The following is an 11,040-nucleotide window of genomic DNA, read 5'->3' on the forward strand; positions in this document are numbered from 1 at the left end:
ATTTAAGTCTTTAGCCGATCTATGTGACCGAGTTAATCTTAATGCTCTGAATAGTCGTACTTTAGAATCTTTAATTAAATGTGGAGCATTCGATAAAATTGAACCAAACCGTCACCAATTAATCAAAGATTTAGAAGGTGTAATGAAATGGGCACAAGATAGAAATAAAGACCGGGATATAGGGCAATTAAATTTATTTGATGTGGCAGAAACAACAATGCCTGCTTTTGATTCTGCTCCTAAATCTTCATCCGTTTCAGATTTTCCAGCCAAAGAAAAATTGCAGTATGAAAAAGAAATTCTAGGATTTTATGTATCCGACCATCCTCTCAAATATGCACATGAACAAAATCAAATTAAGGATGTTATTACTATCGCTCAAATGTCGGAAAAAAAATCTAAGTCAGCTATAAAATTAGTGGTAATGTTGGCTGGAATTAAACATCATATTACAAAAAAAGGCGACCCTATGGCATTTTTACAAGTAGAAGATATGACTGGGCAAGTAGATGCGGTAGTTTTTCCAAAAATATATGAAGAAATTAAAAAATTACTGACAGAAAATGCTCTTTTAGTCTTAAGTGGAAAAGTTGATAATAAGGATGATGAAAGTCAGTTATTAGTAGATAGTGCAGAAGCATTAGAAAAGGTAATGGCAGATGCAGTTGAACAACATAAAAAAGCAGAGACAGAATTAGATAATTATCAAAATGAATCAACAGATGAAGGGAGAAAAAATTATCAATATATTGCAGAAGTAGAAAAAACAGTAGAGCAATTAGAAAGTCAAAAAAAATCTCCTAAAAAAGATGTTAACTCAAGAGATAAAGAGATAACAATTAATCAACCTATTGCAGAAGAAGAAAAACCATTAGAGCAATTAGATAATCAAAAAAAATCTCCCAAAAAAGATGTTAACTCAAGAGATAAAGAGATAAAAATTAATCAACCTATTGCAGAAGAAGAAAAACCATTAGAGCAATTAGAGACTCAAAAAAATCCTCCGAAAAAAGAGGCTGAATTATTAATAAATGAAAATGATTCTGCTAAACCAACACAAATAATTATCTTGCAACTACCAGTAGATAAGATTCCAGAAGATGATTCCTTGTTTGAACAGATTAAAGCTATTTTGAAAGAACAATCTTCTGGAAATGAGGAAAAAGCAAATGTGGCAATAAGGGCATTAATATCTGATGATAAAGAACAAAAGTTAGTACAATTCGGTCGGCAATTTTGGGTAGAAGATGGGGAAACAACTATTAATCGTCTTCAAGATGCAAAATTTGAGGCTAAAATTTTAAATTGTGAAACGATTGATTCTAGGTAATTAATATCGTGTCATCCTTGCAGGGGATCTACGCTATTGGATAATTAGTGATAAAAAAGTCTTTGTTTGTAGTTGCACTTTAGCGCTCCATAAATATATCTAGCACCGCTAAAGCTAACATTCAGCAATTAACAATGAAGAATTATAATTAATAATTAGGGCTTGCTGATTAAATATTAAAGCATTGACGGGTAAAGGTTTGAGCAATTTTAAGTCTGGAAAAAGTACCAGCTTTTTGGTTGATCAAGCAGAAATTGTGAGCATTTTGGGTAGATTATGGCAGAAAAACCAAAGGACTATTCTTCCTCCTGCCTCCTCTAGAATTCCCATTCCTCCTGACTCCTGTACGGGCGTTTTGCTGCGCGACATATAAAGCGGAGCTTTGCGTTAGCACATGGCCGTTTCGCGGAGCGACATGTTTGCGGAGCATTCCGTCAGGAAAACGCCCCTACGACTCCTGACTCCTACCCTCACCCATAAGACTTTTGAGCGCAAACCCTAATTAATAATTAATAATTACACCTTCTTAAAAGAAGGGTATTGACTAAAAGGATTTTTTTTTATTTATCCCCTTAAAAGGGGAGGCTTCAAACCTGAATTGTTGAATGAATAATTAATTGACTATCAACTCTTAATTATTAATTATTGAAATACTTCTGTTTTTTTGCACCTTTATACTTAATACGAACTTGCTAATAATTTAAGATCATGTTACACATAACTAATAGGATTTGGAAAACTTGATTCCTGATACAGCAATTCCCATCCTGGTGAGGTACAAAATTCCAGGTTTTAGGGAACAGGGAACAGGGAACAGAGAACAGGGAATAGGGAATAGGGAATAGAAAAGAAATTAAAGATAGGTGTACCTCNAATAATTTAAGATCATGTTACACATAACTAATAGGATTTGGAAAACTTGATTCCTGATACAGCAATTCCCATCCTGGTGAGGTACAAAATTCCAGGTTTTAGGGAACAGGGAACAGGGAACAGAGAACAGGGAATAGGGAATAGGGAATAAGGAATAAGGAATAGAAAAGAAATTAAAGATGGGTGTAACTCATAAGCTTGAGAAACGCTATATTGAGTACCTTAAGTTTACGGAAAAATAAATGTATAAAGCCTATCCATTTATCAAGGAAAAAGAAAAAGATCCTTTGAGATAATCCTTTTCTTTATAAGAATAGATAATTAGTTAATTATTAATTGTTGAACAGCTACCTAAAACCTATTCAATTCTGGTATTGACCATTAATTTTAAAATTCCCATTATTCGTTTTAGCAAAAGGCCCATTAACATACATAACCTGTTGCGGAACTCCCACCTCAATACCCTGCTCATCAAATGCCTTCTTCAAACGACGGCGAAACTCACGAGCAACCAACCACTGCTGCATAGGCTGAGTCTTAATAATCAATCTAATTACAATTCCAGTATGAGCAATCTTATCAATACCCAAAACTTTAGGGGCTTCTAAAATCTGGTCTTGCCATTGAGGGTCAGAATACAACTGTTGAGCGATCGCCTCCATCACCCCCATAACCCGATCCACATCAGCATCATAAGCCACCTCAATAGCATAATTTACTTGTGACCATTCACTAGATAAATTTCGCACCACCCCAATAGAACCATTGGGAATAGTAATTAGCTCCCCATCAAGATTCCGTAATTTAGTAACTCGTAAAGTAATAGTCTCAACCAGGCCATCTTGTCCATCTATGATAATCCAATCTCCCACAGCATATTGGTCTTCAGATAAAATCATCAGACCAGCAATTAAATCTTTCAGTAAATTTTGAGAAGCCAGGGAAAGGGCAAAACTAATAACACCAATAAAGACCGTCACTACTTGAGTGAAAGTACCTAACTGATGCAAATGATGGAGGAGCGTCACTCCCAATAATAAGTAAACTATAGCTCTCAGCCAAGCTTTAGAAACTTTAGCCAAGGTAGAAACCCGCAAAGTTTGTCGTTTTTGGATTGATTGTTTATCATTCAACCGCCGAGCCAAAAAGTCACTCAAAGCATCCCCCCCCTTGATGCTTAAACGAGCCACCAATAAAAGCAGTAAAATGAAAAGTGGAGTTCCCAGATTAGCTTCTCGTCCAAAACTTAAAATCCAATCTAATGGAGGCCAGCCAACTATTACTTGTTCAGCTCGAGTACCACGAATTGTCACACCAATCATCCAATTGCTCCAGGAACGAGTCCAATAAAACAAACTACTTATGTAGCCAATACCCAGTAACCAAATTAGCAATTGAGTCCAAAATAATGTCGAGCTGTAGAAAGCATAGAGACTGTAACGTTGTTCTATAGATAGCCTGTCAAATTGTGGAGCGATCGCTCGAAATTTTTCAGTAAGCTTTGATGAAATGGAGGTCTGATTATCTTCAAGCTCAATAGTCTCTGAGTCTGATAAGCTATCTTTAAGTTTTCTTTGTCCAATAGTAACTTGTTTCTGTATCCACCCCAGGGTTAAGCTAGTACAAGTCAGAGCAACTAGGAGAAGCATAGCTAGTTGAACCTGAGCAAGTAGATAAGGAGTCTGACGTTCTTTCCAGGCTTGAATTAGCTGATTTTTAATAATTTCTTTTCCCTTTTCTACTATTTTGAAAGGTTGGGAACCACCAAATCTCGGTCTTTCAATATCTGCTTGAGTAACAGAGAAAATAATTTCTGGCACATCATCTTTAGGAAATGTGACTGACACAAATGCAGTTCCGTTTTTCTCAGAGGAAGTAGTAACTAGCTCTTCTCTTAGTTCTTTTTCTTGAGCTTCTATGTTAGATATTCCCTGCTTGGGTAAAACCTCTTGAGCATACCTACTCATATTGTGCAGAATTTTTTGTAACTTGCTGTGAATCAACTGGGAGCGGATAGCAGCACTGTAGATACTAGCTTGATTTTTGTTTGTGTTTGACTTTAATTGCATAAATGAAGCAATAGTTCCCACAATTTTTCCATCCAGAAACACCGGAGCTATTTCCAGGTTTCCCCTCTTAAAGACAGGGACATAATAGTTAACAGAAATATCTTCATCGGAAGACATACCTAAACCTGGAATAGTTTGGGCAAATGTGGGAAATTCCCAAGTTAGAGTTAGTGTTAAGACTAACAAAGTAATAGAGAGCAGAAAAGTTAAAATCCGAATAAATTTCCGAACCATAAAAATTATTAAATATCCCCATAAGTAGGGTGCATTTCAACAATTAATAATTATTAATTATTCGGTGACGCACCTTTATAAGGGTTTATGTTAATACAAAAATTATGGAAGGTCTAATTAAAGGTTAAAAAAATTGTAGGGGCGGGTTTAGCTGAAAACCTTTGTAGTCGATTAAACCCACCCAAAGTAAGATTTTAGGCGTTGGTTAATAGAGGGATGAAATCTAAGGAGCGTGTTATAAGAAACCGGGTTTGTGGGAAACAGATGTCAGTAAAGTACGGGTATCTAATACAAACCCGGTTTCTACACCGATAAAAATCATAGCCAAAATTACCAATGCCAGATTTTATAGGCTCAAAATTTTTACTATACAGTAATTTCAGGAAATTATTTCACATTTTAAAGTTTGAAACTATTTGTGACATCTTTAAAGTAAATTGGTAGAAGCGGGTAGGTCTAATTAAAGGTTAAAAAAATTGTAGGGGCGGGTTTAACTGAAAACCTTGATATTTCTAATTTAGTCGATTAAACCCGCCCTAAAGTTATTCCATTTGTTTATGCTAACTACTTATCCATTCAAATCAATCCTCTGTTAAAAGTTAATAGGTCTTTTTTTCCAGGAAAACCTAGTATATCCACTGATGCAGACCCTATCAAAAAATCTTATGATTAAATCAAAGCCAATTTTTTTCTTAATATAAAATTCTAGATACCCATGAACAATAACTTACCCGAAAGTTTCTTTTTCATATCCACAGGTGCAGCAACTGGCGCAACTTTCTCTACTACAGTAGGCAACATGGGATTAATAGGTAGTTTTGGAGGTATCAGTATCGGTGCAACTCCTATTCTCGGTGCAGGTGCAGTTGTTGGTGCAGCAACTTACGGTGCAGTCGAAGCTATGACAAAATCAGATCCTACTGCTATTGGTTTTATCGGTATGGGTACTTACGGAGGAGTAACTCTTTCTTCTGCTATTGGTGGTATGGGGTTGAGTGTTGGGGGAACTGCTTTTAGTATTGGAATGGGAACAATGGCAACCTTCGGTGGAATAGTCGGTCTTGGTGTTTATGGATTTTTGCAAGCTATTAACTCATCCACACAAAACCAAATAGTTGATTCTTTTGCAACTTTTGAGCGAATGGAGAGCAAAATTTTAGATCAAGTTTCTTGGCAAGAAGCTTATAACCAAGCAATGATAGAATTAGATCCGGTCTTAGCTGAAATGGAGACAGAGCAAAAATTCACCGCTCTGGAAATAGAAGCAGAATTAGAAGAATTAAAGAAAAATATAGGTTGCCAAAATCAATCAAATTTTTCTTCCNGCAAAAATTCACCGCTCTGGAAATAGAAGCAGAATTAGAAGAATTAAAGAAAAATATAGGTTGCCAAAATCAATCAAATTTTTCTTCCTCACCCTTAGATCCGGTCTTAGCTGAAATGAAGACAAAGCAAAAATTCACCGCTCTGGAAATAGAAGCAGAATTAGAAGAATTAAAGAAAAATATAGGTTGCCAAAATCAATCAAATTTTTCTTCCTCACCCACAGAAAATTCTGACTTACAACCACAGGAAAAATTAACTTGGAAATGTAGAAAAGTTATCAAAGCACATACCGCCTCAATTAATGCTGTAGCTATTAGTGCTGATAGTCAACTTTTGCCACAGCAAGTAGCGACTCCTCTGTTAGTCTCTGGAATATCAAAACAGGTAAACGTCTCTACACTTTTTTCGGATATTCACAGGAAGCGCAAACAGTCGCCCTCAATACTAAGACTCCCACACTCGTTAGCGGAGACTTCGACGGAAAAATCACCACATATAATATAGATACCAAAAAACATTGTCAGACTTTTTTCGCTTCCAACTCTCCCACCAGTCATGGAGACTCAGTGTTTGCAGTAGCTATCAGTAAAGACGGTAAAAATGTTGTTAGTGGGAGTGCTGACAAAACTATTAGACTGTGGGAACTAGAAACAGGAAAACTCAAACGTACTTTTAACGGTCATACCGATAAAATTTGGGCAGTTGCTTGGAGTCAGGATGGTAAAACTTTTGCCAGTGGGAGTGCTGACAAAACTATTCGCTTGTGGAATATCAACAGTTATCAACCACCCCGTATTCTGCAACAACATTCTGGTTGGATAACATCTTTAGCTTTTCATCCCACTGAAAATATCCTCATTAGTAGTAGTACAGACTTTACCATCAAAATTTGGAACATCAAAAAAGACTCCTTAATTTCTACTTTAGTTAGTCATACAGCACCAGTATTTTCTCTTGCTATTAGTGACAATGGAGAAATACTTGCTAGTGGTAGTCAAGATGGTACCGTGAAAATTTGGAGTTTACCTAGTGGGGAACTTTTGCAAACGTTGGCAGGTAGTTATCCGGTAGCTTTTTCTAACGATGGTTGTTTAGTGACTGGGGGTAACGGCAAAAATATTAAAATTTGGCATCAGGTGATGTGGGATGGTGTGACATCTTTTTCTGGAGAATGGTGGGAAATATTGAATGTGATACCAAATGCAAATGCAGAAACAGTAAAGTTATCTTATCGTCGTTTAGCTAGGCAATATCATCCTGATATAAATAGGGATAAAGAAACTGTTTTGAAAATGCAAATTATTAATCAAGCTTATAGTCAGTTTTTACCTAGTAGATAACAATGGGGATTTATGGAATTACTTCTAAAGCCGACATTAGATGTTCCTGAGTTTAATAAACCTGAGAAGTCGACAAATACAAAAGTAGCTTAATCAAAAAAGATTGAGAAAAATGCCTAACATACTTAATATCAAAAGTTATACTAAATTCGGTTTATAGAATACCCTTTTGGGGAGGTGGGTAGATGGGGAGACGGTTAGAGATAATTTTGAAAAAGGTACTTTTAATAACCGTATTTGGTATTACTAAGTTTAACCCATATAACAACAAGCAGAAAAACTCATTATAATCACGGAGAAAATTTTAAAAAATCCAGTTTTTATGAAGAATCAGTAAAGATTTAAAGTGTGGGGTTGCAGATTANGTACTTTTAATAACCGTATTTGGTATTACTAAGTTTAACCCATATAACAACAAGCAGAAAAACTCATTATAATCACGGAGAAAATTTTAAAAAATCCAGTTTTTATGAAGAATCAGTAAAGATTTAAAGTGTGGGGTTGCAGATTAGAATTGGTATAAAATAAGATATTTATTAATAGGGTCGCTTAACTACATTTTTTTCATTTATTACAAACAAATATAGGAGTAAAAAATAATGAAATCTATTTTCACTATTGCCGTTGCCACCGCAAGTTTCTTTGCTACTTCACTAGCAGCCAACGCTGCCTCCTTTAGTAAAGTTGCTGACGATAACCTCTTTAATGCCCTTAACCCTGACTTGGCCTTCGTCGCTGAAGGTCGCATGGGCAACAACGCCATGAATGGAACTCATGAACTCAATTTCCACGGCGCAAACCCTTTAAATGAAAGCCAAACCCAAGACGAAACTAACTTTGTCTGGAGTAACGGCGAAACTTATGACTTTGAACTGAGATACACTGCCAGCTCCGGCTTAACTAAATTCTTCATTAATGAAGTTGAGCAGCTATCTTACAATTTCTCCGGTCCCTTCTCCGATATCTTTATCCGTACCAGAGCTACTAAGGACGGAAGCAGTATTAACGTAAACAATATCTTTTTAAACGGCGAATTTCTCGATGGTGCTTCTTCTACTGTTGCCGAAGGTGGAGGTGCCTGGGCAGACTCAATGGATTATCTACGCATCACTGGTTTATCTGCCGATGAAGATTTCACTCTCACTGGTCAGTCTACCATGAGTTGGGGAGATACCGTACCGAAGAATTCTCATCTAGCTTTCCAAATTAAAGTTGCCGACGTAGAATCTGCTTCAACTCCTGAACCAACTGTTATATTTGGTTTAGGTTTAGTATCCGCTAGTATGACTTTACTTCGCCGTCGGCAAAAAGGCAAAATGGTTTCAAACTAGAGAAGATAATGTTAGCAAAAATAATCATTTTGTAACTTGGTGTAGATGGAAATTTCGTTGATGATACGGCTGCGGAAATTTCAGCAGCCCTATCTTTCACAAAATCAGGACTTACGCAAAGATACTATATATAGTATATATAGCAATGAGCGCTGGTATATTTACAAATTGTAGTAGAGGCCAAGCAGCTCAAAGTCTTATATTATCGGCAATTTATTCCCCCTGTTGCCTGTTCCAATAGTGCCTGTTCCCGGAGCACAGCGCTATAGATTTAAAAAATTAGATAATTATAGTTTTGAATGCTATATATATATTGTCTGGTGCGTAAGTGCTAAAAATTATCTGACTATAATCTTCCATAAAATTTTATATTATCTGTGCATCTGTGCCAAAATTCGTGTCATACGTCCCTTCTTTTTCAAATTACCAATCTTCTCTTTTAGCTCTAGTTTCTGTTTCCCAATCATCATAATCATCTACTTTTTTACTAGGTTTAGGTTGATAATTTATTGCCACTTCTTCCTGATAATATTCTTCCTCATTTTCAGCCTCTTCATTAGCAGAATAAATATTAGTTAAAGGTTCAACAATTTTAGTTATAGCATCTTTCACAAATGACTTAACAAATTCATCTTTTTTAACTAATTGAAATTGTCTTTGTACAACTTCTGTCATCCCACCATCTCCCCAATCTTGATTCTGGCGAAAATATTCAATAAAACTCTTGCCAGCAATTCGAGTTAAATAAGCTGCACTTACTCCTTGAATAGCTTTTCCAATTAAAAAAGTTGCTACAGTTAATTGTAAAGCCGTAGAAATTAATTTTATTGCCCCTTCAACAATACCTAAACCAGCAAGAGTTTTTGCTAATGACATTGCTAATTCTTGCCCTCTTTCCAAATTCAATTCGCAACCATAAATCTTACCAATTTCTACTACCATTTGAGCATTAACTGCAGCAGTTGCCAATACATCTACCACTGGTAATGGTGTAACCGCAATCACTCCTGCCCCTATCCACTGAAATCTTTCTACAACTTTTTCTGCTTGTCGTCGTCTTTGAGTATCAATTAAACGTCTTGCTTCCTCCCCCAAACGTTGAGATTGTAATAGAATATTATCTGCAATCAAATCCTCTCCTTCAGCCCGCAAAACAGCAGCCATACGTCTAATTAAAGGCATAGTATCAGGTTCTGGCAGATACATTTCTCCACTCTCAAGTCTAACTGATTGAGGATTAGCCGCGATCGCCACAATATCTATCTTACTAACAATTCCTAGCAATCTTTCCCTCAGTTTAACAACTATCGCTTCTTTATCTTCCTCAGTATAGAGGTCAGTTTTGTTAAAAACCACAAGCGATCTCTTACCAATTTCCGCCAAACTTATCAGAGCAGTATATTCTGAGTTTTGTAAATCATTATCAACTACAAACAATAATAGATTAGCCTCTGTAGCAAAAATTCGCGCCAGTTCTCCCCTTTCTGTACCTGCTATTCCTGCTTCTAAAATTCCTGGAGTATCAGTAATCAAAATTTCTTGCTCCAATCCTTGCANAAAACCACAAGCGATCTCTTACCAATTTCCGCCAAACTTATCAGAGCAGTATATTCTGAGTTTTGTAAATCATTATCAACTACAAACAATAATAGATTAGCCTCTGTAGCAAAAATTCGCGCCAGTTCTCCCCTTTCTGTACCTGCTATTCCTGCTTCTAAAATTCCTGGAGTATCAGTAATCAAAATTTCTTGCTCCAATCCTTGCATTTTCAGATGATAGGTTTCTCCAGCCTTCGTTGAACCCATAGGTGCTTCTACCTTCCCCACCATTCGACCTATAAGTGCATTTACCACAGAAGTTTTACCTGCCGAACCTGTACCAAAGACTACAACTTTAACATCACCTCGTGCTAAACTAGCTTCTATTTCTTGTGAACGACTTAATAATGCTTGTCTGGCCACTTCATCCTGAATTTGGATTACTTGTTGCTTAACTGCCTTAAGAGATTCCGATGCAGCCTCAGATTTAACAACTGGAACCTTGACCTTAACTTTTGCTCTTTGTCGCCGTTTACTTTTCGGAGTTGTATATAGTATCAGATAATAAACGAAGGCAAAAATAAAAATTCCAATCAGAATAACTAACAGTAGGACTAACAAGTTGGCCAAAACAGGAGGCGCATACCATGAAATTTGACTGTATAGCCATGATAGGGAACTAATCAGCCAAATTATGAGTAATAAAATGAGGCAGAGACCTAAAATCAGTGTTAACAGACGGGAAGTAGGCATTTAATCAATCAACTCAAAAAAATCGTTAGTTTGGAAGTCTTTTAGCTTCAGCTAAGGAGAGATTAATGTTTAATTTAGTCTGCTTAACTATCTCTGCTTTTGCAAGGTTTTATTGCCAAAGGTTGTTCTATCTAAAGTAGTTCAGATGGTTAGCTTCAGTTTGTGGATATTCTACACCTACTTTTTTGATATTTTTTGTGAGTGTTAGATGAATAGCTCAACTCTCATTTTCCTAGCTATTTTTAC

Annotated in this window: 6 protein-coding genes and 1 pseudogene; 4 read left to right on the forward strand and 3 right to left on the reverse strand. The window is 36.2% G+C overall.

Annotation, left to right across the window (positions count from 1 at the left end; translation table 11 throughout):
- On the forward strand, positions 1–1,330 hold a 1,330-nt coding region (locus AFK68_RS26075; protein ID WP_143438283.1), incomplete at its 5' end, for an OB-fold nucleic acid binding domain-containing protein.
- Positions 1,331–2,565: 1,235 nt separating this feature from the next.
- On the opposite strand, the gene AFK68_RS26080 is transcribed toward AFK68_RS26075, so the two are convergent.
- The gene (locus AFK68_RS26080) at positions 2,566–4,506 is read right to left on the reverse strand and encodes a mechanosensitive ion channel family protein (protein ID WP_094676360.1); all 1,941 of its coding nucleotides are present in this window, start codon (positions 4,504–4,506) and stop codon (positions 2,566–2,568) included.
- 715 nt (positions 4,507–5,221) lie between these two features.
- Between AFK68_RS26080 and AFK68_RS26085 the strand changes: the two genes are divergently transcribed.
- From AFK68_RS26085 to AFK68_RS26100, 3 genes are all read left to right on the forward strand, one after another.
- Positions 5,222–5,830, forward strand: a 609-nt coding sequence (locus AFK68_RS26085) for a hypothetical protein (protein WP_371357566.1), incomplete at its 3' end; no start/stop codon positions are given.
- Positions 5,831–6,332: 502 nt separating this feature from the next.
- Positions 6,333–7,172: a DnaJ domain-containing protein gene (locus AFK68_RS26095; protein ID WP_256386656.1), complete on the forward strand. Its 840-nt coding sequence runs from the start codon at positions 6,333–6,335 to the stop codon at positions 7,170–7,172.
- A 599-nt stretch (positions 7,173–7,771) separates the two neighbouring features.
- Positions 7,772–8,503: a PEP-CTERM sorting domain-containing protein gene (locus AFK68_RS26100; protein WP_094676366.1), complete on the forward strand. Its 732-nt coding sequence runs from the start codon at positions 7,772–7,774 to the stop codon at positions 8,501–8,503.
- A gap of 423 nt (positions 8,504–8,926) precedes the next feature.
- On the opposite strand, the gene AFK68_RS26105 is transcribed toward AFK68_RS26100, so the two are convergent.
- Together AFK68_RS26105 and AFK68_RS46535 are read right to left on the reverse strand one after the other, a co-directional pair.
- A partial coding sequence (locus tag AFK68_RS26105; protein ID WP_168186665.1) for a YcjF family protein occupies positions 8,927–10,059 on the reverse strand: 1,133 nt, incomplete at its 5' end.
- Position 10,060: 1 nt separating this feature from the next.
- Positions 10,061–10,794: pseudogene (locus AFK68_RS46535) on the reverse strand (Era-like GTP-binding protein); the annotation flags it as partial.
- Positions 10,795–11,040: the final 246 nt, after the last annotated feature.

Origin of the sequence: Hydrocoleum sp. CS-953 (genome assembly GCF_002260545.1) — a bacterium.
In the GTDB taxonomy this organism is placed as follows: Bacteria; Cyanobacteriota; Cyanobacteriia; order Cyanobacteriales; family Microcoleaceae; genus Trichodesmium.